The organism is Raineyella sp. W15-4, assembly GCF_033170155.1.
GTDB lineage: Bacteria > Actinomycetota > Actinomycetes > Propionibacteriales > Propionibacteriaceae > Raineyella.
Window position 1 is genome coordinate 3,196,066 of the sequence record NZ_CP137079.1, and the last position, 22,489, is coordinate 3,218,554.

24 protein-coding genes are annotated in these 22,489 nt (G+C 68.3%); 13 read left to right on the forward strand and 11 right to left on the reverse strand.

What is annotated here, in order from left to right:
• Positions 1-52 precede the first annotated feature (52 nt).
• From R0145_RS14890 to R0145_RS14900, 3 genes are all read left to right on the forward strand, one after another.
• Positions 53-1,402 carry an MFS transporter gene (locus R0145_RS14890; protein WP_317837654.1) on the forward strand — a complete coding sequence of 450 codons (1,350 nt, stop codon included), beginning with the start codon at positions 53-55 and terminating at the stop codon, positions 1,400-1,402.
• Positions 1,402-2,193 carry an SDR family NAD(P)-dependent oxidoreductase gene (locus R0145_RS14895; RefSeq protein WP_317837655.1) on the forward strand — a complete coding sequence of 264 codons (792 nt, stop codon included), beginning with the start codon at positions 1,402-1,404 and terminating at the stop codon, positions 2,191-2,193. The genes R0145_RS14890 and R0145_RS14895 overlap by 1 nt, the downstream gene beginning before the upstream one ends.
• 66 nt (positions 2,194-2,259) lie before the next feature.
• A complete protein-coding gene (locus R0145_RS14900; protein ID WP_317837656.1) occupies positions 2,260-2,973 on the forward strand; it encodes an SDR family NAD(P)-dependent oxidoreductase in 714 nt (237 codons plus the stop codon).
• Between the two features lie 367 nt (positions 2,974-3,340).
• Here the strand turns inward: R0145_RS14900 and R0145_RS14905 are convergent, their stop codons facing one another.
• The 3 genes from R0145_RS14905 to R0145_RS14915 all read right to left on the reverse strand — a co-directional run bounded on the left by R0145_RS14905 (position 3,341) and on the right by R0145_RS14915 (position 7,366).
• Positions 3,341-4,648: a choice-of-anchor G family protein gene (locus R0145_RS14905; protein ID WP_317837657.1), complete on the reverse strand. Its 1,308-nt coding sequence runs from the start codon at positions 4,646-4,648 to the stop codon at positions 3,341-3,343.
• Between the two features lie 314 nt (positions 4,649-4,962).
• Positions 4,963-6,285 carry a choice-of-anchor G family protein gene (locus R0145_RS14910; protein ID WP_317837658.1) on the reverse strand — a complete coding sequence of 441 codons (1,323 nt, stop codon included), beginning with the start codon at positions 6,283-6,285 and terminating at the stop codon, positions 4,963-4,965.
• Positions 6,286-6,466: 181 nt separating this feature from the next.
• Positions 6,467-7,366, reverse strand: a complete 900-nt coding sequence (locus tag R0145_RS14915) for a CoA ester lyase (protein WP_317837659.1) — start codon at positions 7,364-7,366, stop codon at positions 6,467-6,469.
• 306 nt (positions 7,367-7,672) lie between these two features.
• On the opposite strand from R0145_RS14915, the gene R0145_RS14920 reads away from it, so the two are divergent.
• Positions 7,673-9,169 carry an aldehyde dehydrogenase family protein gene (locus tag R0145_RS14920; protein WP_317837660.1) on the forward strand — a complete coding sequence of 499 codons (1,497 nt, stop codon included), beginning with the start codon at positions 7,673-7,675 and terminating at the stop codon, positions 9,167-9,169.
• Between the two features lie 192 nt (positions 9,170-9,361).
• Here the strand turns inward: R0145_RS14920 and R0145_RS14925 are convergent, their stop codons facing one another.
• Positions 9,362-9,973 carry a TetR/AcrR family transcriptional regulator gene (locus R0145_RS14925; protein ID WP_317837661.1) on the reverse strand — a complete coding sequence of 204 codons (612 nt, stop codon included), beginning with the start codon at positions 9,971-9,973 and terminating at the stop codon, positions 9,362-9,364.
• Positions 9,974-10,139: 166 nt separating this feature from the next.
• On the opposite strand from R0145_RS14925, the gene R0145_RS14930 reads away from it, so the two are divergent.
• From R0145_RS14930 to R0145_RS14960, 7 genes are all read left to right on the forward strand, one after another.
• Positions 10,140-11,384, forward strand: coding sequence for an alpha-amylase family protein (locus tag R0145_RS14930; protein ID WP_317837662.1), 1,245 nt, complete (start codon positions 10,140-10,142; stop codon positions 11,382-11,384).
• Between the two features lie 164 nt (positions 11,385-11,548).
• Entirely contained in the window at positions 11,549-11,755 is a 207-nt protein-coding gene (locus R0145_RS14935; RefSeq protein ID WP_317837663.1) for an antitoxin MazE family protein, read from the forward strand.
• Positions 11,752-12,078, forward strand: coding sequence for a type II toxin-antitoxin system PemK/MazF family toxin (locus R0145_RS14940; protein ID WP_317837664.1), 327 nt, complete (start codon positions 11,752-11,754; stop codon positions 12,076-12,078). Before R0145_RS14935 ends, R0145_RS14940 begins: the two co-directional genes overlap by 4 nt.
• A gap of 270 nt (positions 12,079-12,348) precedes the next feature.
• A complete protein-coding gene (locus R0145_RS14945) occupies positions 12,349-12,882 on the forward strand; it encodes a GyrI-like domain-containing protein (RefSeq protein WP_317837665.1) in 534 nt (177 codons plus the stop codon).
• Between the two features lie 101 nt (positions 12,883-12,983).
• Positions 12,984-13,181, forward strand: coding sequence for a DUF5302 domain-containing protein (locus R0145_RS14950; protein WP_317837666.1), 198 nt, complete (start codon positions 12,984-12,986; stop codon positions 13,179-13,181).
• A 122-nt stretch (positions 13,182-13,303) separates the two neighbouring features.
• On the forward strand, positions 13,304-13,477 hold the full coding sequence (locus R0145_RS14955; RefSeq protein WP_317837667.1) for a hypothetical protein: 174 nt from the start codon (positions 13,304-13,306) through the stop codon (positions 13,475-13,477).
• Positions 13,478-13,520: 43 nt separating this feature from the next.
• The gene (locus R0145_RS14960) at positions 13,521-14,447 is read left to right on the forward strand and encodes a putative ABC transporter permease (RefSeq protein WP_317837668.1); all 927 of its coding nucleotides are present in this window, start codon (positions 13,521-13,523) and stop codon (positions 14,445-14,447) included.
• A 61-nt stretch (positions 14,448-14,508) separates the two neighbouring features.
• On the opposite strand, the gene R0145_RS14965 is transcribed toward R0145_RS14960, so the two are convergent.
• The 4 genes from R0145_RS14965 to rpmB are packed head-to-tail and all read right to left on the reverse strand — an operon-like array spanning position 14,509 to position 15,537.
• Complete coding sequence (locus tag R0145_RS14965) at positions 14,509-14,814, reverse strand: type B 50S ribosomal protein L31 (protein ID WP_317837669.1); 306 nt, start codon at positions 14,812-14,814, stop codon at positions 14,509-14,511.
• Positions 14,815-14,823: 9 nt separating this feature from the next.
• Complete coding sequence (rpsN, locus tag R0145_RS14970; RefSeq protein ID WP_317837670.1) at positions 14,824-15,129, reverse strand: 30S ribosomal protein S14; 306 nt, start codon at positions 15,127-15,129, stop codon at positions 14,824-14,826.
• Position 15,130: 1 nt separating this feature from the next.
• A complete protein-coding gene (rpmG, locus tag R0145_RS14975) occupies positions 15,131-15,301 on the reverse strand; it encodes a 50S ribosomal protein L33 (protein ID WP_317837672.1) in 171 nt (56 codons plus the stop codon).
• On the reverse strand, positions 15,301-15,537 hold the full coding sequence (gene rpmB, locus R0145_RS14980) for a 50S ribosomal protein L28 (RefSeq protein ID WP_317837673.1): 237 nt from the start codon (positions 15,535-15,537) through the stop codon (positions 15,301-15,303). Before rpmB ends, rpmG begins: the two co-directional genes overlap by 1 nt.
• Before the next feature lie 172 nt (positions 15,538-15,709).
• Here rpmB and R0145_RS14985 point away from each other — a divergent pair, with 172 nt between their 5' ends.
• On the forward strand, positions 15,710-16,816 hold the full coding sequence (locus R0145_RS14985; RefSeq protein WP_317837674.1) for a GTP-binding protein: 1,107 nt from the start codon (positions 15,710-15,712) through the stop codon (positions 16,814-16,816).
• Positions 16,817-16,982: 166 nt separating this feature from the next.
• Here R0145_RS14985 and clpB read toward each other — a convergent pair whose 3' ends face one another.
• From clpB to R0145_RS15000, 3 genes are all read right to left on the reverse strand, one after another.
• Positions 16,983-19,733, reverse strand: coding sequence for an ATP-dependent chaperone ClpB (gene clpB, locus R0145_RS14990; RefSeq protein WP_411742057.1), 2,751 nt, complete (start codon positions 19,731-19,733; stop codon positions 16,983-16,985).
• A 405-nt stretch (positions 19,734-20,138) separates the two neighbouring features.
• Entirely contained in the window at positions 20,139-20,531 is a 393-nt protein-coding gene (locus R0145_RS14995) for an MmcQ/YjbR family DNA-binding protein (RefSeq protein ID WP_317837675.1), read from the reverse strand.
• A 40-nt stretch (positions 20,532-20,571) separates the two neighbouring features.
• On the reverse strand, positions 20,572-21,597 hold the full coding sequence (locus tag R0145_RS15000; protein ID WP_317837676.1) for an NAD(P)-dependent alcohol dehydrogenase: 1,026 nt from the start codon (positions 21,595-21,597) through the stop codon (positions 20,572-20,574).
• Between the two features lie 159 nt (positions 21,598-21,756).
• Between R0145_RS15000 and R0145_RS15005 the strand changes: the two genes are divergently transcribed.
• A complete protein-coding gene (locus tag R0145_RS15005; RefSeq protein ID WP_317837677.1) occupies positions 21,757-22,098 on the forward strand; it encodes a nuclear transport factor 2 family protein in 342 nt (113 codons plus the stop codon).
• Positions 22,099-22,489 lie beyond the last annotated feature (391 nt).

The following is a 22,489-nucleotide window of genomic DNA, read 5'->3' on the forward strand; positions in this document are numbered from 1 at the left end:
CACCCGAGTATTCACGACCAGATGAGAACCAGGTAAGAAAGGACCAACGACCATGACAATCAAGGAAACCCTTGCGCCCGACGGACTTGACCTCAGCTCCGGCAGTTTCGCAAAGATCCCGACCCGCGAGGTGAGGCGTGGAGGGACCCTGGCGTTCTTCGCGTGGACACTCGCGGTGTACGACTTCATCCTGTTCGGCACCCTCCTGCCGAGGATCAAGGAGAGCTTCGGCTGGAGCGAGACCACGGCACTCCTCGCCAACACGCTCGTCTCGATCGGCGTGTTCATCGTGGTGATCCTGGTCGGCCTCGTGGTCGATCGGATCGGACGCCGGCGCGGCATGATGATCACCGTCGGAGGCGCGGCCGCATCCTCCTTCCTCACCGGCATCTCGACCGGCATGGCCTCGCTCGTCGGCTTCCGGGCGCTGTCCGGATTCGGCATGGCCGAGCAGTCGGTCAACGCGACCTACCTCAACGAGGTCCTTGCCCTCGCCGAGTCCGAGAAGATCCGCCGCAACCGCGGCTTCATCTACAGCTTCGTCCAGACCGGATGGCCCATCGGCGCCCTCCTCGCTGCCGCGTTCATCGCCGGGATCAACGGCATCTTCGGGGAAGGGTCCTGGCGCTTGTCGTTCATCATCGCCACCGTCCCGGCACTCTTCGTCCTGCTGCTCCGCAAGGGGATCAAGGAGACCCCGCAGTATCGACTCCACCGGTATCTCGACGGTTTGGTGAAGCAGGGCCGGAAGGCCGAAGCGGAGGAGATCGCGACGAACTTCGGCATCACCCTCAAGCAGGGCAGCGCCCTCCGCGAGATCTTCGATGCCCGCAACCGGCGAAACACGATCGTGCTCTCGCTCGCCTGGATCGTGAACTACTTCGGTATCTCGACGACGTCGATCCTCGGCACAACGATGCTCGAAGGGGTGAAGGGCGTCTCGGCGAACTACTCCCTGCTCATTGTCGTCCTGTCCAACATTGTCGGCGCCATGGGATACATCTTCCACGGATGGCTCGGTGACAAGATCGGACGCAAGAAGGTCATCATCCTCGGCTGGATCCTGGCGGGTGGGTTCTGGGCAGCCTTCGTCCTCGGTCCCAGCAACATCGCCTTCACGATGATCACCTACATGGGCACGCTGTTCTTCCTTCTCGGCCCGTACGCAGCGATCCTCTTCTACCAGGCGGAGTGCTTCGGGTCGCGCGTCCGCGGCACCGGTTCGAGCTTCATCGCCTCCATGGGACAGCCGGGCACGATCATCGCCTCGGCAGCGCTCACCGGGCTGGTCGCTTCCGGGACCGGACTGGGCACGGCAGCGCTCTGGGTGGGCGCCGGGGGCATGGTGCTCTCCGGCCTGCTCGTCCTCGGTGCCAAGCACGTCGAGGCGGTGCGGCACTGATGCGCAGGTCTCCGGACGTCTACGCCGAGTTCGCGGACTCCGTCGCCGTCATCACCGGCGCCGCGAGCGGCATTGGGCAGGCCTTGGCCGTACTCCTCGCGAGCCAGGGCTGCCGGGTGGTCATCCCCTACTTTCCGGGCGATCCCCACGACCCGCAGACCACCGTCCGCCAGATCGAATCCGTCGAATCCCGAGCACTCGTCGTGCCCGCGGACGTGGGTGACACGGCGGAGGTCATCAACATCTTCGACCAAGCGGAACAAGCTTTCGGACCGGTGAGCCATGTGGTGGCTGCCGCAGGCATCCTGAGGAACCATCCGCTGGACTCCATGTCCGACGCCCAATGGGACGAGATGCTCCAGGTCGACCTGTACGGCGTCATGCGGACGATCCGCGAGGGGCTGCGACGCCTGGAGCCCGGAGGTTCCATGGTCGCGGTCTCCTCGATCGCCGGCGGGGTCTACGGCTGGGCCTCCCACGCGCACTACGCCACGAGCAAGGCCGGCGTCCTCGGGCTGGTGAGATCCGCCGCTCTCGAGGGCGCGCCCCGAGGCATCCGCGTGAATTCGGTGATCCCCGGACTGATCGAGTCCCCGCAGTCATCCGATCCGGTCAACTCGCTGGGACCCGACGGCCTCCGCGCGGCCGGCGAGTTCATCCCGTGGGGCCGCGTCGGCGACGTCCGGGAGGCCGCGCGGGTGATCCGCTTCCTGCTGAGTCAGGAGGCCGGCTATGTCACCGGACAGCAGCTCATCGTGGACGGCGGACTCACCGTCGTCATGCGGGAATAGGAGGAGCAGATGAACCCAGAGGCCACTCAGCTGCCTTTCCACGACCTCGCCGGGAAATCGGTCCTGGTGACCGGCGCCGCCAGCGGCATCGGCCGGGCGATCGCCCATCAATTCGCCGCCCTCGGCTCCGTGGTCACCCTCGCCGATATTGATGAAGAAGGCCTCGCCAGGGCATGCCAGGAGATCACCGGCACGACCTACCCGGTCCTCCTGGATGTGCGCGACGAGCGCTCGGTCGTACGATGCGTCGCCGCAGCGACTCAGAACGGCGGCGGAAGACTCGATGTGGCCGTCAACTCCCACGGGATCCTGACGCAGTCGCTGGTCAACCAGATGACACTGGAGCAATGGCAGGGGGTCATCGACATCGATCTGACCGGCGTGTTCCTCCTGCTCCGGGAAGAGGCCAGGGTGATGGCTCCTCAGGGAGAGGGGCGGATCATCACGATCGCCTCGCAGCTCGCCATCAAGGGTGGGGTCGAGGTGGCGCACTACAGCGCAGCGAAGGCCGGCGTGATCGCCTTGTCGAAGTCCGCTGCACTGGAGCTCGCCCCCAGGGGCGTGTTGGTCAACTGCATCGCCCCCGGACCGATCGTCACGCCCCTGACGGACGGGATGACCGAGGAGTGGAAGCAGGCGAAGTCGCAGGAGCTCCCGATCGGCCGATTCGGTGATCCGGAGGAGGTGGCGGTGTCGGCATTGCTGCTCGCGTCGTCACCATCAGGCAACCTCTATGCCGGGCAGACCCTGCATCCGAATGCCGGGGACGTCATGCCGTAGCGAACGTCCGTCCGCACTGGGCCGGCACCGGTGAAAGAACATAGTTGACAGTGTGTCGGCAGCCGGACATTCCATACTGACGGAGTGACAGTCAGGGAGCCTTCGGAGGAGGACTATTCCCCTCCAAGGGCTCCCTGTTCGAGATCTGCTTCTCGGAGAAACAGATCGAGCGCCGCCGAGATCGCCACAGGTGAAGTCCAGTCGGCAAGCGCCGCTTCATGGCACATGGACAGCGCGGCCAAGGGCGTCGATAAGAAGGTGCCGGACCAATGCCCGGCCTCGACCGGCGATGGCTCGCCGGTCGAGGCCGATGTGACAGCATTGCGGAGTGGGGCCGACCCTGTGGGCGTGCCCCACCCGAACGGGATCAAACCTGCGGGTTCGGACCGACGGATGCGCGAGCCAGATACAGATTGACACCGTTGGCGACGCCGGGGAGAACAGTGAGCCAGAGGGCCGCCACATCGTACGCACCGGTAGTCACCGGGAAGTCCGACGGGCCGCCAGAGTTCTGGGCGTTGAGAACGATGTTCACGACACCGTCGGTGGTGCTGAAGAGGCCACCCAAAAGACTACTCAGCAGAGAAACGACCGGAGTGAGAAGGCCGGTGACCGTGGCACGCAAAACGTCGTAAAGAACGCCACCAGGTATGATGCTCAGCACGGCGGCTACGAGGGCATCGGTCAGCGTTGTAATGACGTGGTCGTTGATGAGCAGGGCGGTGTTCGGGGCCAGACCATTGAGCTTGTTGCTGTAACTGCCCGGATATGCATTCTGCACCAGGGCGCCAAGGTCGATGGTGAGTTCGCCAGAGGTCGTATTGATCGAGAGCAGATTGTCGGGATCTGTGATGGTGGTGACACCCGACAGGAGCGCGCCAAGTGCACTGATCACCGCCCCCAGAAGCCCGGTTCCGACAACCAGCTTGACGTACGACACCAAGTACTGGCGAGTCGCCGGAGTGGCAGCGCAGGCGTCCAGGGTGGCCCGAGCGGCCACCGCACCGATCACCAGCTTGAGGTTCGTCAGGCCCCCCACCAGCGTGCCGAGCCCTCCGCTGACCGAGGAGACCAGGGTCTTGAGGTCGAGGGTGGCGAGGTCCGGCCACGCGGCACCGTTGTTATCCGTCTGGATGACACCATTGTTGTTCACTGCACCGCTGGCACCTGCGGAGAAGCCGTTCTGCACGGCTCGGCCGTACTGGTTCACGAGGCCCACTGGTGTGTTGACAGGCAGTGAGATGGGACCAACGCCGATATTCAACGCAGCGTTGAGCGCGCTGATGCTCAGCGGGGCGGCGTACGCGTAGGCGTCACCGCTGACTGGCGTGGCCGAGAACCCGGAAGTGTTGCCCCACGCCGTGGGGGTGACAACGCCGTGACCGTCGTTGGAGACGACGATCCCGTTGACCGAAGCGAGCGTGTCGAGGTTGGTCCCCAGGAGCGAGCCGCTGAGGAACCGGCCTCGACCCACCGTTTGGTAGATGTGGCCGCTGGAGCAGGGGACGAAGTCGTGCGGGCTGGCCGCCCAGGCCGGTGCCGCGTTCGCGGCGATCACGGCCGGAACCGCCCACGCCGTACCGACGACGACGGCTCGCCGCGAGGGCTTGCGGAACGGATCTTTGTTTGTGTTTGCGGTGCCGGAAGTCTCCGGGTCGCGCGTTGGGTCAGACATGCAAGCTACCCCCCGTGGGAAGACACTGTGGACGGACTATGAACCAAGCCCGGAATCTACCGCACGAAGGTTCATTACCGCGCCGCGTTCATGGCGGCCCACACCGAACGTGCCGCGTCTTGGGACGCGGCAGCAGTCGGGACCCCGGGCGCAGCAGCTGGGAGTCGTGGGCGTCACACCGGGAGCGCCCGGGCCTCCCCAGACGGCACTCCTGTTCGGGCTCGATCGGCAAGAATTCGCCGATCGAGCCCGATGCGTCAGCACCCCAGAGGGGATGGAGCCAGTCCTATCGGCTTGCTCCACCCCGACGCCGATCAGGCAGTCTGAGTGTTCGGTCCGACAGAAGCCCGCGCCAGATACAGATTGGCAACGGAGTTGAGAACAGTGACCCACACCGCGGCCACGTCGTATCCGCCGGCCACCAGCGGGAACGCCGAGGGACCCTTCGCGGTCCCGTCGTTCTGCGCGTTGACAACGATATTCAGGAGGCCCTTCTCGGGGTTATCAGGGTTGAAGAGGCCGTTCAGGAGAGTTCCCACTACGTCGACAAGCTGATTGACCAAGCCCACGACACCACCCAGGAGGCTCCCGACAAGAGCCCCCAGCGGTCCCAACAAGCGAGTGAGAAGGTTGGTCAGAGTGTCACTGATAGCAGTCGTCAATGTAGAAATAACGTGTGAATTGATGAGCAGCGCCGTATTCGGCGCCAGCCCGTTGAGCTGGTTGCTGTAAGTGCCCGGATACGCCTTGGCCAGCAGCGCACCGAGGTCAACGACAAGTGTTTTCTCCTGGAAGTCGAAGGAGACCAAGTTGTCGGGACCGGATGTCGTATTGGGGAGATTCGCAACCGTCGCAACAAGGCTGAGGATCTGCCCGAGAAGTCCGCTGCCGATCACGAGCCTCGCGTACGACACCAAGTACTCGCGGCCAGAGGATGCAGAGCAGGCGTCCAGGGTGGCCCGGCCGGCCGCCGCGCCGATCTCCAGTTTGAGGTTCGTCACCGCGCCCACCAGATTCGCCGCCGCCGTGCTGACCTGCGCGATCAGGTGCTTGAGGTCGAGGCTGGCGAGGACCGGCCAACCGCCGCCCGGCATCGTCTGGATCGCACCGTTGTTGGTCACCGCGCCGCTGGCGCCGGCCGAGAAGCCGTTCTGCACCGCCCGGCCGTACTGATTGAGGACGCCTACCGGAGTATTGACATCGACCACGAGGCTGGCGCTGATACCCAGCGCGCTGAGCAGGGAGACATCCAGGGCGTTGACGTAAGCGTAGGCGTCACTGCTGACCGGGGAGGGCGAGAACGGGTTGGCAGTTCCCCACACTGAAGGTGTGACCACTCCGTGACCATCGTTGCTGACCGTAATCCCATTGATGGCGGCGAGCGTGTCGAGATTGGTCCCCAGAAGTGATCCGCTGAGGAGTCGTCCCCTGCCCACTGTGTTGTAGATATTGCCGCTGGGGCAGGGAACGAAGTCGTGCGGGCTGGCTGCCCACGCCGGCGCCGCATTGACAGCGATCACCGCCGGAACCGCCCAAGCGGCACCTTTGACGATGGCCCGCCGCGAAGGCTTACGGAACGGATCATTACTCATTCTTACCGTGCCGGAAGTCTCCGGGTCGCGTAATGGGTCAGACATGCAGGTTACCCCCGTGGGAAGATACTGTGAACGGACTGTGAACAAGCCCAGAACCTACCCTTGGGAATTCACCGCCACACCGCGTTCACAGCACCCCGTGCCGCACCTCGGGACGCGGCGTCGGCAGAGGCCAGAACGCAGCGCAGCAGCTGTGGGTCTTACCCAGTGCCAGCTGTGAAGGTCAGCAGTGATACGTGTCCAGCGGGGCCTCGTAGTGCAGGTCGTAGCCCTGCGGCAGCGTCAGGCCGTACGCCTGGGACAGGCTCAGCACCTTGCGGGCACGGGCCAGCCGGGGCAGATCCGACCCGTTGCGGATCTGGGCGCCGTGAGCCTCGAAGTCGGTGAGGAACTCCACCGCCCACGACCGGTCGGCCATCGACGGGGAAAGGATCTCGTTGACCGTCGGGGTCTGCTCGGGCATCAGGCAGATCTTGCCGGTCATCCCGAACTGCACGGTCACCCCGGCCGAGTCGGCGAGCTTCACGCCCAGTGCCCCGACGGCCGGCCCGTCGATCGGGCCGGGCAGGCCGGCCGCCTTCGACGAGATGGTGAACTGCGAGCGGGTGTAGGCCAGCGTCAGCGGATCGTCGTCGAAGCCGGTGTCGCGCCGGTAGTCGCCGAGCCCCAGGCCGAGCCGGAAGGTGTTACGGGTGTCGGCGATCTCGGGCAGGTTCTGCACGCCGCGAGCGGTCTCCACCAGCGCCACAATCAGCGCGTCCGGCAGCAGCTGCGCCGTACGCCGCACATGCTCGGGCGACTCCACCATCGCCAGCATCACGCCGCGCAACCCGGGCGCCTGGGCCAGCGCCCGGAGGTCCTGCTCCCACCACTCGGTGCCGAAGCCGTTGACCCGCACCCAGCCCTCGTTGTCACCGGTGGACAGCCACTCGACGACGTTCTCCCGGGCCTGGGCCTTGCCCTCCGGCGCGACGGCGTCCTCGATGTCGAGAAGTACCACGTCCGCAGCGCTGGCAACGGCCGGCGCAAACCGGTCCGGGTGGGCAGCGTTGACGAGCAGCCAGGAACGGGCCAGCTCGGGACCCACGGCGGCGGTGCGCGTGGCGGGCATGGTGATCGACATTGAAGATTTCCTTCCCAGAGAGTGACGTGGAGAGTACCGCGTCCTCTCAGAATTACAAGCCACGTTCGTGACTGTGGTCACACAGCCTACGTCGAGCTTCCGACCATTGGCCAGCCCCGGACCGGATCAGGGATCTCGCGTACGGACGACCAGCCGATGCCCTGATGGGTATTCCTCCAAACCACTTCCACCACCGCCGATCGCGACCTATTGTCGAAAGACAGCGGGGACCGGACGGCCGCGACCCACACGGGCGGTCGCGGCACCCACCGTCCGCCGCCCCCGGGTACTCAGCGAGGAGTAGCCATGGCACAGCCAGTCACCCTGTCCACCAAGAAGTACGACCTCTACATCGACGGTCATTGGCGCCCCGCCTCCGACGGCGCCACCCTCGAGACGCACAATCCGGCCACCGGCGAGAAGCTGGCCGACATCGCCGAGGCCAGCCAGGCCGATGTCGACGCCGCAGCGGTCGCCGCCCGCAAGGCGTTCCACGGCTGGGCACGGACCGGCATCCCGGAGCGTTCCGCGATCCTGCTGCACATCGCCGACGTGATCGAGGACAACCTCGACTACCTCGCCGCGATCGAGACGATGGACAACGGCAAGCCCATCCGCGAGACCACCGGGGCCGACCTGCCGCTGGCGGTGGACCACTTCCGCTACTTCGCCGGGGTGATCCGCGGCGACGAGGGCTCCGCGAACGTGCTGCCCGGCAACCTGCTCAACCTCATCCTGCGCGAACCGCTCGGCGTGGTCGGCCAGATCGTACCGTGGAACTTCCCGTTCCTGATGGCCGCCTGGAAGCTGGCACCGGCGCTCGCCGCCGGCGACACCGTCCTGTTCAAGCCGTCCAGCGCCACCTCACTGTCGGTGCTGGAACTGGCCCGGCTGATCGCCGAGGCGGAGATCCTGCCGCCCGGCGTGCTGAACATCCTCACCGGATCCGGCGCGAAGTCCGGGGAGTACATCCTCAAGGCCGACGTCGACAAGCTCGCCTTCACCGGCTCCACCGAGGTCGGCCGCGAGATCGCCCGGGCGGCCGCGGAGAAGATCATCCCGTCCACCCTGGAGCTCGGCGGCAAGAGCGCCAACGTGTTCTTCGCCGACGCCGACATCGACCTGGCGTTGGAGGGCGTCGGGCTCGGCATCCTGTTCAACCAGGGCCAGGTCTGCTCGGCCGGCTCGCGGATCTTCGTCGACCACGCGTTCTACGACGAGTTCATGGGCCGGGTCGTCGACGAGTTCAAGAAGGTCCGGGTCGGCGACCCGCTGGACCCGCAGACCCAGATGGGTGCGCAGGTCAACGAGAAGCAGCTCGACAAGATCCTCAACTACGTCCACATCGGTCAGGAGGAGGGCGCCACCGTCGCCGTCGGCGGCGAACGCCTCACCGAGGGCGCGTACGGCAAGGGTGCCTTCCTGGAGCCGACGCTGCTGGCCGACGTCGACAACAAGATGCGGGTGGCGCAGGAGGAGATCTTCGGCCCGGTCGGCGTGGTCATCCCGTTCAAGGACGAGGACGACGTCATCCGGATGGCGAACGACTCGGTCTACGGCCTCGGCGGCGGAGTGTTCACCAACGACATCAGCAAGGCCCTCCGGGTCGCCGGCGGCATCCGCACCGGCCGCGTCTGGGTCAACACCTACAACCAGTTCCCGGCCGGCGCGCCGTTCGGCGGCTACAAGGAGTCCGGCATCGGGCGTGAGACCCACAAATCGATCCTCGACGCCTACAGCCAGACGAAGAACGTCCTGGTGAACCTGAACAAGAAGCCCGGCGGCTTCTACGTGGAGGGCTGACCGGGACGGATCGGAGACCCACCGGACAGACCCGCTAGACAGAACAGACCTACTAACAGAACGCTCAATGGACAGAAGGGCCGGGGGCGGTGTGCCGTGTCTGCACGGCGCGCCGCCCTCGGCGTACGCCGGGCCGGACCGAGCCGGCTCGGGTTGGCCTGAGGGCCCGGGCCGATCCTGACCCGGACCGGGCTACGCAGCCCAGTCGCCGAGTGCTCCCTCGAGCGCACCCAGAGCCGCGTCGACGAGCGCCCACCGTTCGTCCTCCGGGCAGCCCCGCTCGACCCACTGCAGGCAGGCGGCGTCGAGGAAGCCGTAGTAGCCCCACAGCGCGTACTCGTGCCGCAGCTCCGCGCTCGGGGCGAGCAGCGTCCGCAGCCGCTCGACGTAGGCCCGGCGCGCCTCGACACGGAGCGCGGCCACCGCCGACGGCTCGGCCCCCGGCGTACGCAGCGGCATCGCCCACGCGGCGGGGTGGTCGGCGATGTGGTCGAGATAGACGACCATGGCTTCGCGCAGCCGGTCGCGCACCGACACGCCTTCAGGCAACGCGCCCAGCGCGGCGGTCTGGCGCTCTGCCAGGTCACGGATCGCCAGCCGGACGACCTCGGCATAGAGGTCCCCCTTGCCGCCGAAGTAGCGGTAGAGCAGCGCGTCGGAGGCCTCGGCCCGGGCGGCGATCGCCGACATGGTCACCTCACCGTACGGATGCTCGGCGAAGATCTCCGCGGCGGCACCCAGGATCGCCGCCCGGCGCGCGTCCGGGTCCAGACGTCGGCGAGGTTGACGATCGGAGCGCGGCACATCGGCCATCGTAGTTCTCCGGCAGCGCTGATGCCGGGCCCGGCGTCGTGAGATCGGGAACGCTGCGCGAATGCCCAGGCGATCGGTCAGGCCTCGGTTTGCCATCGGGCCGACTACTGAACTAGCCTCACTAACACTAGTGAAGGTAACTCAGTAGGAGGTAGTGATGGGGTGGACCGACCACGCGATCTGGTGGCACGTGTACCCGTTGGGCTTCTGCGGCGCACCGATCCGCGAGCCCGATCCCACCCCGGCGCAGCGGCTGGGGAAGCTGGCGGGATGGCTGGACTATGCAGTGCAGTTGGGCACCTCAGGTCTGCTGCTGGGGCCGATCTTCGCGTCCCGTACGCACGGCTACGACAGCCTCGACCAGTTCCGGATCGATCCGCGCCTCGGCGGCGACGAGGATTTCGACGCGCTGATCGCCGGCTGCCGGGCGCGGGGGCTGCGGCTGGTCCTGGACGGCGTGTTCAGCCACGTCAGCGCCGGCCACCCCGACCTGCAGCAGGTGCTGCGGGACGGGCCTGGCAGCGAGCGGGCCGCGCTGTTCGACATCGACTGGCAGGCGCCCGGCGGGCCTACCCCGCGGGTGTTCGAGGGGCATCCCGAACTGGCCCGGCTCAACCACACCACTCCGCAGACCGTCGACTACGTTGCCCGGGTGATGGAGCACTGGCTGGACCGGGGCATCGACGGTTGGCGTCTCGACGCCGCCTACTCCGTCGCCCCCGCCTTCTGGGCCGAGGTCCTCCCCCGGGTCCGTGCACGCCACCCCGAGGCCTGGTTCCTCGGCGAGGTCATCCACGGCGACTACGCCGGCTACGCGGCCGCCGCCGGCATCGACTCGGTCACCCAGTACGAACTGTGGAAGGCAATCCGGTCCAGCCTGGCCGACCGCAACCTCTTCGAACTCGACTGGGCGCTGCGGCGGCACAACGGCTTCCTGGAGCACCTCACCCCGTACACCTTCGTCGGCAACCACGACGTCACCCGGATCGCCAGCGCCGTCGGACCGGCGACGGCGGTGACCGCATTGGCGATCCTGATGACCGTCGGCGGCCTCCCCTCGATCTACGCCGGGGACGAACAGGCGTTCACCGGCGTCAAGGAGGACCGGCTCGGCGGCGACGACGCGATCCGACCGGCCTTCCCCGACACCCCGGACCAGCTGGCTCCCTGGGGGCGGCCCGTCCTGCGTGCCCACCAGGACCTCATCGGCCTGCGGCGTCGCCACGCCTGGCTCACCACTGCCAGCACCGAACGGATCAGCCTCACCACCACCCGCTACGCCTACCGGACCCGGGCGAGGGACGGCGGGGCGTTCCTCGACGTCGTCATCGACCTCACCGCCACCCCGGTGGCAACGATCAGCGACCAGACCGGTCGCACCCTGTGGACGCAGCGAGGGTAGTGGCCGCTGAGACGGCGTCAACGGGCACAGCAGGGACGGCAACTCCATCCTCAGAGCGTGCTGCGGGCATCTCGGGATGAGTCAGCGACTCGACCGGCGTGGGCATCTTTGTTGAGTCAGCGCGAGGTCTTGGCCACCCAGAGCGTTACATGTAACATTGCGCCATGTCCGTCAAGGATCGTGTGAGTGGGTACCGCCAGCGGATGCGGGCGCGTGGTTACCGCCCGGTGCAGGTCTGGGTGCCCGATGTCCGCACGCCCGAGTTCGCGGCCGAAGCTCGGCGCCAGGCTGCGCTGGTCGCGCAAGCTGACCGTCACGGTGATGACCAGGAGTTCATCGAGGCTGTCTCCGTGGGCTGGGATGAGGAGTGAAACGCGGCGAACTGTGGACGGTGGCGGGTGGGGTGTATGCCTCAAAGCCCAGACCCGCGGTCATCGTCCAGGATGATCTGTTCGACGCCACCGCCTCGGTGACAGTAGTCCCGCTGACAACGGCGCTGACGGAGGCGCCATTGCTACGTATCCGGGTGACGGCTGGCGGGATCACCGGGCTGGCGGCCGACAGCGACATCATGATCGACAAGATCACGACCGTACGCCGCAGCAGTGTGCAGGCCCGAGTGGGGCGCCTGACCAGCGATCGACTCGTCGAGGTCGAGCGCGCGTTGATGACGTTCCTGGGGCTCGCCCGCTGACCGCCGACCAAGAGCGCGATCCATAGGGCAGACCTATGGTCCCGCAGAGGAACATACTCGGCCGCTCCACGACCGCCGACCCCGGACCGAGGAACAGGCTCGGCGCCGGCGTCTCGGTCAGTCACCCCGGACATCGCGTCGGCATCCCCGGCGATGTGGGGCCCGCAGACCCCTGGCCAACCGGTCATCGCCGGGCCAGACTGGCAGAGAGACCGATCTCCGAGACCCAGCTCCCAGACCGATGTCGTCGTCCGAGAGGCAGGCACCCCGATGACTCCCGATCCCTCGCCCCAGTCCCCCGAAAGCTTCGAGCCGCACCTCAGCGACGCGCGTCCCGTCACCTTGGCGGTGATCCGCGAGACCGTCGGGATGGAAGAGCTGGCGACGTTCTACGACCGCGCCTACCGTACGGTCCTGGCGATCCTCCAGCGGCAGGGGCTGCAGCCCCTCGGCGCACCGGTAGGGGTCTACTACGGCCAGCCCGGCGAGACGGTCGAAGTCGCCGCGGGCTTCCCGGTCGCCCGCGCCGTCATCCCGGAGGGCGATGTCCGGCCCGCCGAGCTGCCGGCCGGCCGGGTGGCCGAGATGATCCACCAGGGGTCGTACGACAATCTCGCCCGCAGCTACCAGCGGTTGGAGGACTGGATGCGCGCGGAGGGCCACGCCCCCGGCCCGCTCATGTGGGAGACCTACCTCACCGAGCCGACCCCCGAGGGCAACCCCGACGACATGCTCACCCAGCTGACCTGGCTGCTAGTCGAACCGGGCAGCACGCCCCCGACGACGTCGGAAGTCGATGTCTGAGGACTCGGCCCACCGATGTCTGAGGACTCGGCCCACCTGCGCCCGCCGACCCGACAGCTCTGTACGGTGGCCGTCGGGGTGCCGTGTGACACAGTGGACCCATGACAACACCCGGAGCAGACCAGGGCGACAGCACGCCCCCGCTCGACCCCAAGGAGCAGATGCGTCTGGCCCTGGAGGCAAAGCGAGCGAGCACGCACGCCTCCCAGGGCGGGCAGGCCGCCCAGCACGGCTCATCGGGCGGCCCGCACGGCAAGGCAGGAAGCAAGCGCCAGTTCCGGCGCAAATCCGGCAGCTGAGCGCCGGACACGCCACATCGGCACCCGCCATGGGCGGGTGCCGATGTGTGAGACTCCCCGGTACGACCTCGCCGTCACGACGACTCCGCTCGAGCGTCCGATTCCCCTGATTCAATGGGGACATGAGCGCTCATCGGAACCACAGGCTCTCCGGCTCACACTCCGGTTCGAAGTGGAGTATCGCCTCCCGGGACTCGGTCCTGTCCATCGCCGCAGCCCTGTCCGCAGTCTCGATCATGTCCTGGCGGGCCGTGGGCAACGTCGCCGCGTCCGCCGGCCGGCGCCGCCAGGCCTGAGAGCCGTCGGGCCCACGAGGAGACAGGGGAAGGAGAGGAGCGGATGACTGCGCAGTGGTGGAGCTATCTGATCATCTCGTTCCTGGCGTACGGGTTCCTCGGCTGGGTCCTCGAGGGCATCGTCATGTTGGTCGAGAAGCACCGGCTGATCAACCGCGGGTTCCTCACCGGGCCACTGCTGCCGATCTACGGCTTCGGTGCGGTGGCGATCCTGCTGCTCACCGCATCCCTGCGGGCCAGTCCGCTGCTGGTGTTCCTGGTGGCGGTGGTCGCCGCGACGGTGATCGAGTTCATCGGCCACCTCGGGTTGGAGAAGCTGCTCGGCCTGGTGCTGTGGGACTACACCGGCCGGTTCGGCAACATCCAGGGGCGGGTCTGCTTCACCAACGCGCTCGCCTTCGGCGTTGCCGGCCTGTTCGTCGTCTACGTCGCCGATCCGTGGCTGGCCCGGGTGGTCGACGCGATGGGCCTGTTGGTCTCGCTGTCGGCGGCCTCCGCCCTGGCCACCCTCGCGGTGGTCGATTTCGTCCACTCGGTGGTCGCCGTGGTCCGGGTGCGCCCCGAGGTCGAGTCTGCGGTGGAGAGCCTGGCCGCACTGCGCGGTCGGCTCGAGCAGCGTCTCGACGAACTGGCGGCCTCACTGGACGAGCAGGTGGCCGAGCGCCGCGAGCGCCTGGCGGAGGGCCGGGAACGGTTGGCCGAGGGGCGCGAACGCCTCCTCGAACGCGCCGACCGCACCCGCGACCGGCTGCAGGAGGCGCGGACCGCGCTGCCCACCCCCGCCGCGCTGCTGCGGCGCCAGCGGATGCTCCGCCGATCGCGGGGAACTCTGGGACGGCTGGATCACGCATTCCCGTCCGGGCGCCTGCACGGACAGAACCACCGAGGACCCTCGGAACAGCACCCGACGGACAACACCGAGCAGCGCCCCACGGGTCCGTCGGACGACCGCGACTGCGCCGGGCACTGAGCGGTCGGGTCGCCGAGGCGAGCCGGCCGACCGGGTGACGTCTTGCGCTTCGGCACCGCCATCAGTGGCCTCCCTCCGGTGCGCGGCCCTTCGGGCCACGACCCTCAGGGCTCTTGGGCCGGTGGACCTGCCCATAGCGGCGGCGGAACTTCTCGACCCGCCCCGCGGTGTCGACGACCCGCTGTCGTCCGGTCATGAACGGATGCGAGGCGGACGACACGTCGACGTCGATGACCGGGTAGATATTGCCGTCGGCCCACTCGATCGCCACCTCAGAGGTGGCGGTGGATCGGGTGAGGAAGGCGAAGTCCGCGCTCCGGTCGCGGAACACCACCGGATGGTAGTCGGGATGAATGCCCTTCTTCATGCCCCCTCCTCACCAGCTCGACTTCGTGACGCCGGGCAACTGGCCGGCATGGGCCAGCTCCCGGAGCCGCACCCGGGAGACCCCGAACTTCCGCAGATGGCCGCGCGGCCGCCCGTCGAGGCGGTCGCGGTTACGCACCCTCGTCGGGCTGGCGTCGCGCGGCAAGGCCTGCAGCGCTACCCTCGCCGCGGCACGCTCCGCGTCGGAGCGGGAGGGATCGACGGCGGTCGCCTTCAACTCGGCCCGCCTGGCGGCATAGCGGGCCACGACGCGGCGGCGCCGCTCGTTCGCGACGATCTTGGACTTCTTCGCCATCTCAGCGGGCCTCCTTGAACTCCACGTGCCGACGCGCGATCGGGTCGTACTTCTTCAGCACCAGCCGATCGGGGGTGTTGCGCCGCGACTTGCGCGTCACGTACGTGTAGCCGGTCCCGGCGGTCGACCGGAGCCGGATGATCGGGCGCAGGTCGCCGCTCTTCCCGGCCATCAGATCTTCTTCCCCCGAGCGATGAGGTCCCTGACGACGGCGTCGATGCCCCGCCGGTCGATGAGCCGGATGGCCTGGGTCGACAGGGTGAGCCGGACCGTACGCCCCAGGCTCGGCACGTAGTAACGCTTGGACTGGATGTTGGGGTCCCACCGGCGCCGGGTGCGCCGGTGGGAGTGCGAGACGTTGTTGCCGAAACCGGGTCGCTTGCCGGTCACTTGACATCTGGCTGACATGGGACGTCACTATAGATATTGAAAATCATTATCGTCAAGGAGTCTCATGTCTTCCCTGTCGTCGCCTTCCCCGTCGTCCCGGCCCGCCTCCGGATCCCTGCGGCCCGTCGTCCCGGCCGCCCTCCCCGTCTCCGTCCCGGCTGGCAGCCGTGACCCCGAGGGGAGATGGCCGGTGGCACTCGTCGCGTCGTCCACGCCGACCGCGCGCGACACCCTGCTGTTCCGGCTGCTGACCGATGATCCGGCCGAGCTGACCGGTGATGATCGGCCGCTGGTGGTCGTCTCGTACGACATGCTCCGCGACGGCGACGGGCGTCGACTGGTGCGCAGCGTCGTGGAACGCACCGGGGCCACCCACCGGACCCCGCTCGGGATGGACCAGCTGTGCCTGCACTGCCTGGCCGACGACGACCTGGTCGGGCTGCTCGCCCTGCTCGAGGGCAGCGGTCGCTGGTCGGGCGCGGTGGTCGCGCTGCCGCTGACCGCCGATCCGCTGCCGCTCGCCCACCGGCTGGACCAGCAGATGACGGCCGGTCGGCGGCTCGCCCGCCTGGTGCTGGCGGGGACCGCCACCGCGCTGGACGGTCCCGGCTACGAGAGCGCGTTGCTGGACGACGCGCTGCTGACCGACCTGGATCTCGAGCTGTATGACGAGGACGGCCGTTCCCTGGGCGAGGCGCTGGCTTCCCAGGTCGGCTACGCCGACCTCGTCCTGGTCGGGTCGGCGACGGGGATGACCGGCCGGGAAGCCGACCTGCTCGAACACACCCGCCCCCACGACACCCTCGCCGGGCCGCTCGACGACCTGGCACTGCGGGCCGAGATCTGGCGATGCCGTCACCAGGTGGCGGCGGCGCGGGCGAGGACGGACCTGCGCACCCCCCAACCGTGGGGTGGCCCGCACGACCACGGGGTATGGACGCTCGATCTGCGCTCCGACCGCCCGTTCCACCCCGACCGGCTGTTGGAGAACATCGAGGAGCTCGGCTGTGGACGCCTGCGGTCGTGGGGGCACTTCTGGGTGCCGACCCGGCCGGACCGGCTGGCGCTGTGGGACGGCGCCGGCGGTCAGGTCAGTGTCGGCGACCTGGGTGCCTGGGACACACTGCCCGACACCCGGCTGGTGATGGTCGGCGTCGGTGACGAGGCCGACCGGATCCGTGCTGCGTTCGGCCACACCCTGCTGACCCCGGCGGAGTGGGCCGCCGGGGTGGGCCGCTGGCAGGGTGTCGACGACGAGCTGGCGCCCTGGCTGGGGGCGTACGGTCCGCAGGGCTGACCGTACGCAGAGATGACCGCTGACATCCAGGACCTCTGGTGGCCACGCCCTGACACACCCTGGTGATCCCGCCCTGACACCCCTGGTGATCCAGCCCCGACACGCGACGGGGCCCGAGGACTCTGCTGTCCCCGGACCCCGTCGCAGGTGCGGGCTTCAGCCGCGGTCAGCGCTGCCGATCGTCCTCGTCGTCGACGACCTCGCCCTCGAGCACCTCACCGCCGGCCGACGGGTCCGCCGGATCGACCTGGGTGACGGTCGTCTCGCCGGCCATCTCGTCACGCCGGTCGGTGAACTCGTCGCCGGTGCCGGCCACGGCCCCTTCACCGGTGAGCGCCGACTCGACGATCTCCAGGCCCTCGTTGTCGGGCGTGACGTCGAAGACGACGTTGTCGCCCTCGTGCAGCCGGCCGGACAGCACCGCGCGGGCCAGCTGGTCCTCGATGGTCGACTGGATCAGTCGACGCAGCGGGCGGGCGCCGTACACCGGGTCGAAGCCCATCAGGCCCAGCCACTCCTCCGCGGCCGGGGTGGCCGTCACGCTGATCCGGCGATCCGCCATCCGCCGGTTGAGCCGGCCGAGCTGGATGTCGACGATCCGGGTCAGCTCGTCCTGGGTCAGCGGCTTGAACATCACGATCTCGTCGAGCCGGTTGAGGAACTCCGGCTTGAACGAGGTCCGGACGATCCCCATCACCGCCTCACGCTTGGCGTCCTCGGACAGCGACTGGTCGGCGAGGAACTGCGAGCCCAGGTTCGAGGTGAGGATCAGGATCGTGTTGCGGAAGTCGACCGTACGCCCCTGACCGTCGGTCAGCCGGCCGTCGTCGAGCACCTGCAGCAGGATGTCGAACACCTCGGGGTGGGCCTTCTCGACCTCGTCGAGCAGGATCACCGAGTACGGACGGCGGCGGACGGCCTCGGTCAGCTGGCCACCCTCCTCGTAGCCGATGTAGCCCGGAGGGGCACCGACGAGGCGGGCGACCGAGTGCTTCTCGGAGTACTCACTCATGTCGATCCGGACCATGCTCTGCTCGTCGTCGAAGAGGAACTCCGCCAGCGACTTCGCCAGTTCGGTCTTGCCGACGCCGGTGGGGCCGAGGAAGAGGAACGAGCCGGTGGGCTTGTTCGGGTCGGAGATGCCGGCCCGGGACCGTCGGACGGCATCGGCCACCGCGGTGACGGCCTCGGACTGGCCGATCAGCCGCTTGCCGAGGTAGTCCTCCATGTGCAGCAGCTTCTCCGACTCGCCCTGGAGCATCTTCCCGACCGGGATGCCGGTCCAGGCCGCCACCACCTCGGCGATGTCCTGGGCGGTGACCTCCTCCGAGACCATCGGTTTGGTGTTCTTCTCGGCCTCGGCGGCCTGGGCCAGCTCCCGCTCCAGGGCGGGGATCTCGCCGTAGAGGATCTCCGAGGCGTGGGCCAGGTCACCCTCGCGCTGCGCCCGGTCGGCCTCGGACCGCTTCGCGTCGATCTCCTTGCGGATCTCGCCGACCCGGTTGAGGCCCTGCTTCTCGGCCTCCCAGCGCTGCTCGAGGCCGCGCAGGTGCTCCTGGGTGTCGGCCAGTTCGGCGTTCAGCCGGGCGAGCCGCTCCTTAGTGGCCGGATCGGACTCCTTCGCCAGCGCCATCTGCTCCATCGTCAGCCGGTCGACCCTGCGGCGCAGCTCATCGATCTCCACCGGGGAGGAGTCGATCTCCATCCGCAGCCGGGAGGCGGCCTCGTCGACCAGGTCGATCGCCTTGTCCGGCAGCTTGCGGCCGGTGATGTAGCGGTGCGACAGGGTCGCCGCGGCGACCAGCGCCTGGTCGGTGATGGCCACCTTGTGGTGCGCCTCGTAGCGCTCGCGCAGGCCACGCAGGATCGCGATCGAGTCCTCCACACTCGGCTCGCCGACGAACACCTGCTGGAACCGCCGCTCGAACGCCGGGTCCTTCTCGATGTTCTCCCGGTACTCGTCCAGGGTGGTGGCGCCGATCAGCCGCAGCTCGCCGCGGGCCAGCATCGGCTTGAGCATGTTGCCGGCGTCCATCGAGGAGTCGCCGGTCGCGCCGGCGCCGATCACCGTGTGGATCTCGTCGATGAAGGTGACGATCTGCCCCTCGGCGTCCTTGATCTCGGAGAGGACGCTCTTCAGCCGCTCCTCGAACTCGCCGCGGTACTTCGCGCCGGCGACCATGCCGCCGAGGTCGAGGCTGATCAGCCGGCGGCCCTTCAGCGAGTCGGGGACGTCGCCGGCGACGATGCGCTGGGCCAGCCCCTCGACGACGGCGGTCTTGCCGACGCCGGGCTCACCGATCAGCACCGGGTTGTTCTTCGTCCGCCGGGCGAGCACCTGGATCACCCGGCGGATCTCCTGGTCACGGCCGATGACCGGGTCCAGCTTGCCCTCGCGGGCGGCCGCAGTCATGTCGTAGCCGTACTGCTCCAGCGCGCTGGAGGTGCCTTCCTGGCCCTCGGAGGTGACTCGCTTGGAGCCGCGGGCCTGCTGGAAGGCCTCGGTGAGGGCCTTCGCGGTGGCGCCCGCGGCGGTGAGGATCTTCTTCGCCTCCGAGTCGATGTCGGCGAGCCCGATCAGCAGGTGCTCGGTGGCGATGTAGGAGTCGCCGAGCTTCTCGGCGCGGGTCTCGGCGTCGGCGAGGACGCGGGCCAGCGCACCGGACAGCTGCGGCTGTGAGACCGAGGAACCGGACGCCGCGGGCAGCCGCTTGATCGCCCGCTCCGCCTCGGTGTCGATCGTCCGCGGGTCGGCGTCGATCGACTCCAGCAGCGGCCCGACGGTGTTCTCCGGGGTGATCAGCATCGCGTGCAGCAGGTGCACGGCCTCGACGTTCGGGTTGCCGTTGGTGAGCGCGTTGCGTACGGCGGTCGAGTACGCGTCGCGGCTCTTGGTGGTGAGCTTGTTGGCGTCCATGTGTCCTTTGTTCTCCGGTGTTCTCCGGCTCTGCTCGGCTCGGGAGCGGGCTCCCCTCACGAGCCTGCCACTGTTCGGTGCTCGGCGTCGGCGTTCCGGTGCCGCCGCCGGCGCATCGCCCGACCAAAGTTGAGCGACATACACTCAACCTTGGATCCGGAGTGGATATTCCCTCTCCACGCCGTGCCGTCGGTCACCCGCCGCACTTTCGGGTTCGACCAGCCGCCGCGCCGTCGGTCAGCCGCCGCACTTCCAGTCAGCTGCGGCCCGCCGACGCGCGGCATCTGACTGGAAGCGCGGCGGCTGCACGGAACGGCGGCATCGACAGAGCCGGGTCCAGCTCCCGGGCAAAGGTCCCGGGCCCAGATCCCGGCCCGGGCCAGGACCAGGGCCGGAGGGTCCTGGTCACCGGGCATCGAGTTCGGCGACGAGCCTGGCGCTGGCGGTCTCCCGGTAGGACGCCTCGATGAGCTCACGCACCTCCTCCCAGTCGGTGTCGGCAGCCAGGTCGACCCCGATCCAGCCACTCGGCCCGAGATAGGCCGGCCGGTAGCACCGCGCCTCCTCGGCGAGCGCCAGCACCTCGCCCTCATCCGGGTGCACGACGAACGACCGGGGGTGCTGCACGTACACGCCGTCGACCTTGATCGACGCGCCGTAGTACGCGAAGACCTTCGTCGTGTAGAAGGTCGGACGGCCATGGCTGATCTTCTCCGCCGCGCGTGGCAGGGCCAGACAGAGTGCGCGGATCCGGTGCAGGAGCGGGTCGTCGGCATCGAACATCAGCGGATGCGCCATAGGACGAGCCTATGGGACCACAGACCGGATGACGGGGCGACTACGGCACGAGGATCCCGCGCCCGCGCAGCCGGCCGGCGTCGAGATCGTCCATGGCATCGTTGACCGCATCGAGCGGATAGGTCCGGGTCAGCATCTCGACCCGCCCGGCCGCGGTGAGGGCCATCAGCTCCGCCAGGTCGTTGTAACTGCCGACCAGGTTGCCGATCACGTTGCGCTCGGTCGAGATGACGTCGATGGCGGGGATGGAGATGGTGCCGCCGTAGCCGATGATGAAGTCGCTGCCGGCCCGCCGGGTCATCCGCCAGCCTTCACCCTCGGCGCCCTGTTCCCCGACGAAGTCCAGCACCACCTCGGCGCCCTTGCCGTCGGTGAGCTCCAGCACCCGGTCCACCTGGCTGCCGTCGGCGAGCACCGTCTCGTCGGCGCCCCAGCCGGTGGTCAGTTCGAGAGCGGCCGGGTTGCGGTCGAGCACCACGATCCGGGTCGCGCTCATCGCCCGCAGGCACTGGACTCCGAGATGGCCCAGGCCGCCGGCGCCGATGATGACGCAGGTGCTGCCCGGGTACAGCAGCGGCACCGCCTTCTTCACGGCGTGGTAGGCGGTCAGCCCGGCGTCGGCGAGGGCGGCCACCGCGGCCGGTTCGATCCCCGCCGGGAGTTTGACGACCGAGCGGGCGGTGGTCCGGAGGTACTCCGCCATCCCGCCGTCGGTGTCGATGCCGGGAAACTGCTGCGCCTCGCAGTGGACGTCGTCACCGGCACGGCAGGCCCGACAGTAGCCGCAGGTGAGCAACGGGTGCAGGATCACCGGATCACCCGGGCGGAGATGCTCGACCGCAGACCCCACGGCGTGCACCCACCCGGCGTTCTCGTGGCCGAGGGTGTAGGGCAGGGCGACCTGGGACTTCGGGGCCCACTGCCCCTCGACGATGTGCAGGTCGGTGCGGCACAGCCCGGCGCCGCCGATCTTCACCACCACGTCGTACGGGTGAGTGATCGTGGGCTCGGGCACTTCCTCGACCACGGGACGCACCTCGTACTGATGCAGACGGACCGCTTTCATGACGCCTCCGAGGGCCTCACCGACGATTGCTGTCAGGGATCAGCCTATCGAGCAGGTGGCGTCCACGGGCTATGGACAACGATTCGGGGGTCACGGAAAATCGAAGCAGCCGGGCAGCCGGTCCCGGCAACGACGCCGACCGAGCGGAGAGCGATTCCCATGGCACGCACAGCAGAAGAAGTGTTCGCGCATCACGGCCAGGCGCTGGGCGCCGAGGACCTCGACGAGATCATCGCCGACTACACCGACGATGCCATCCTGATCGTCCAGGGCAAGGTCTACCGGGGCAAGGACGGCGCCCGGCAGGTGTTCGTCCAGTTGCTCAGCGACGTCCCGCAGGCCGAGTGGGATCTCGCCACGGTCTTCGCCGACGACGTCCTCTACCTCGAATGGAAGGCCACCGGCGGCGGCCGCAAGGTCGAGGACGGCATCGACACCTTCATCTTCGCCGACGGCCTGATCCGGGTGCAGACGGTGATCTACCACGTCGGGCCGGCCTGACGGTCACCCTCCGCCGAACGAGCTTCTGCTTGACCATATTCCCTAGTGAAACGGTAGGAATCTTACGTTCGCCCGCAACGGCGCCGCATCCGAGGGGTGAGCGACGCGCCCACCAAGTTGACAGGCGCCACCTCCCATAAGAAGATCCAATATGTAACTTCACTGAAGCTTCACCACAGAGCTGAGATCACGGGAGGATGAGGATGAGCAGCCGCACCCCGTTCATGTCGATGCGGTCCGCCCGGGCGGACGCCGACCCGATGCGCCTGCGCTGCTGTCGCCCTCACTGATCCGCCCGGACCGAGGAGCCGCCCGGTCCCGGCACCGCGCCGACATGTCGTCGGCATCCGCCCGCGCCGACGTGTCGTCGGCATCCCCTGTCTCGCCTGCC

What these genes read in the sequence shown, in the direction of transcription:
- rpsN (WP_317837670.1), bottom strand. Translation starts at nt 15,129, where the DNA reads ATGGCGAAGAAGTCCAAGATCGTCGCGAACGAGCGGCGCCGCCGCGTC.
- R0145_RS14920 (WP_317837660.1), top strand. Translation starts at nt 7,673, where the DNA reads ATGGCACAGCCAGTCACCCTGTCCACCAAGAAGTACGACCTCTACATC.
- R0145_RS14965 (WP_317837669.1), bottom strand. Translation starts at nt 14,814, where the DNA reads ATGAAGAAGGGCATTCATCCCGACTACCATCCGGTGGTGTTCCGCGAC.
- R0145_RS14930 (WP_317837662.1), top strand. Translation starts at nt 10,140, where the DNA reads ATGGGGTGGACCGACCACGCGATCTGGTGGCACGTGTACCCGTTGGGC.
- R0145_RS14950 (WP_317837666.1), top strand. Translation starts at nt 12,984, where the DNA reads ATGACAACACCCGGAGCAGACCAGGGCGACAGCACGCCCCCGCTCGAC.
- R0145_RS14895 (WP_317837655.1), top strand. Translation starts at nt 1,402, where the DNA reads ATGCGCAGGTCTCCGGACGTCTACGCCGAGTTCGCGGACTCCGTCGCC.
- R0145_RS14905 (WP_317837657.1), bottom strand. Translation starts at nt 4,648, where the DNA reads ATGTCTGACCCAACGCGCGACCCGGAGACTTCCGGCACCGCAAACACA.
- R0145_RS15000 (WP_317837676.1), bottom strand. Translation starts at nt 21,597, where the DNA reads ATGAAAGCGGTCCGTCTGCATCAGTACGAGGTGCGTCCCGTGGTCGAG.
- R0145_RS14915 (WP_317837659.1), bottom strand. Translation starts at nt 7,366, where the DNA reads ATGTCGATCACCATGCCCGCCACGCGCACCGCCGCCGTGGGTCCCGAG.
- R0145_RS15005 (WP_317837677.1), top strand. Translation starts at nt 21,757, where the DNA reads ATGGCACGCACAGCAGAAGAAGTGTTCGCGCATCACGGCCAGGCGCTG.
- clpB (WP_411742057.1), bottom strand. Translation starts at nt 19,733, where the DNA reads ATGGACGCCAACAAGCTCACCACCAAGAGCCGCGACGCGTACTCGACC.
- R0145_RS14945 (WP_317837665.1), top strand. Translation starts at nt 12,349, where the DNA reads ATGACTCCCGATCCCTCGCCCCAGTCCCCCGAAAGCTTCGAGCCGCAC.
- R0145_RS14960 (WP_317837668.1), top strand. Translation starts at nt 13,521, where the DNA reads ATGACTGCGCAGTGGTGGAGCTATCTGATCATCTCGTTCCTGGCGTAC.
- R0145_RS14910 (WP_317837658.1), bottom strand. Translation starts at nt 6,285, where the DNA reads ATGTCTGACCCATTACGCGACCCGGAGACTTCCGGCACGGTAAGAATG.
- rpmB (WP_317837673.1), bottom strand. Translation starts at nt 15,537, where the DNA reads ATGTCAGCCAGATGTCAAGTGACCGGCAAGCGACCCGGTTTCGGCAAC.
- R0145_RS14955 (WP_317837667.1), top strand. Translation starts at nt 13,304, where the DNA reads ATGAGCGCTCATCGGAACCACAGGCTCTCCGGCTCACACTCCGGTTCG.
- R0145_RS14995 (WP_317837675.1), bottom strand. Translation starts at nt 20,531, where the DNA reads ATGGCGCATCCGCTGATGTTCGATGCCGACGACCCGCTCCTGCACCGG.
- R0145_RS14935 (WP_317837663.1), top strand. Translation starts at nt 11,549, where the DNA reads ATGTCCGTCAAGGATCGTGTGAGTGGGTACCGCCAGCGGATGCGGGCG.
- R0145_RS14890 (WP_317837654.1), top strand. Translation starts at nt 53, where the DNA reads ATGACAATCAAGGAAACCCTTGCGCCCGACGGACTTGACCTCAGCTCC.
- rpmG (WP_317837672.1), bottom strand. Translation starts at nt 15,301, where the DNA reads ATGGCCGGGAAGAGCGGCGACCTGCGCCCGATCATCCGGCTCCGGTCG.